Here is a 776-nt window from a genome sequence, read left to right as displayed (position 1 = left end):
TTTTGAAGTTTAAACAGATATAGTTGTTTGATCACTACTTATTTTTTTAAAAATAAGTAGCTTAATTAAGCGATAAATGGTCTGTTAGACTTATCAAATCTTTCTTGAATATCCATAAGTACTGCGCCAATTAATCTAAAAGCTGAATCTAGATTAGGGAATGTTTTAACTATTTTTTCTCGTTTTCTGAGTTGCATATTAATATTTTCAACTGAATTAGTAGTTCTTAGATTTTTATGATGTTGAGCAGGAAATCTATAGAATTGTGAGGCATCTTCGAAGCCTTCATCCAATATTTTAATAGCTTCCACATACTTAGGATTACTTTCATATTGTGCAATGAATTCTTCTTTGAGCTGAACAGCATGACGATATGTTGGTGCTTGGAATATTGATTTAAGTAACATTCTAGCTTCTTTAGAGTTCTTTTTAGGAAATCTCTCTACAATATTTTTAAGAAAATGGAATGTACAACGTTGCCAAGATGAATCAATAAACTGTGACTTAATAGATTTAATAAGTCCAGAATGTGCATCAGAGATAATAAGTTCAGGAGTTGTTAAACCACGCATTCTTAAGTCTTCAAAAAACTCTGACCAAGCTAATTCTGACTCTTGATTAGAAATTTTAAAGCCAATAATGTCGCGTTTTCTACTTTCGTTGATACCCATAGCGATATAAACACCTTTAGAAACAATTTTATTATTCTCTCTTACCTTAATGTGCATAGCATCAACAAATACATACTTATACTGATGACTAACAATAGGTCTACC

At 30.5% G+C, this 776-nt stretch carries 1 protein-coding gene; it reads right to left on the bottom strand.

The features are described from left to right. Positions 1-65: 65 nt before the first annotated feature. Positions 66-776: IS256 family transposase (locus LQ693_RS13430; RefSeq protein WP_239703273.1), on the bottom strand; the 711-nt coding region annotated here is incomplete at its 5' end.

Origin of the sequence: Mammaliicoccus sp. B-M6, from assembly GCF_022386965.1 — a bacterium.
Taxonomy (GTDB): Bacteria; Bacillota; Bacilli; order Staphylococcales; family Staphylococcaceae; genus Mammaliicoccus; species Mammaliicoccus sciuri_A.
This window is presented reverse-complemented; position numbering and strand designations above follow the sequence as displayed.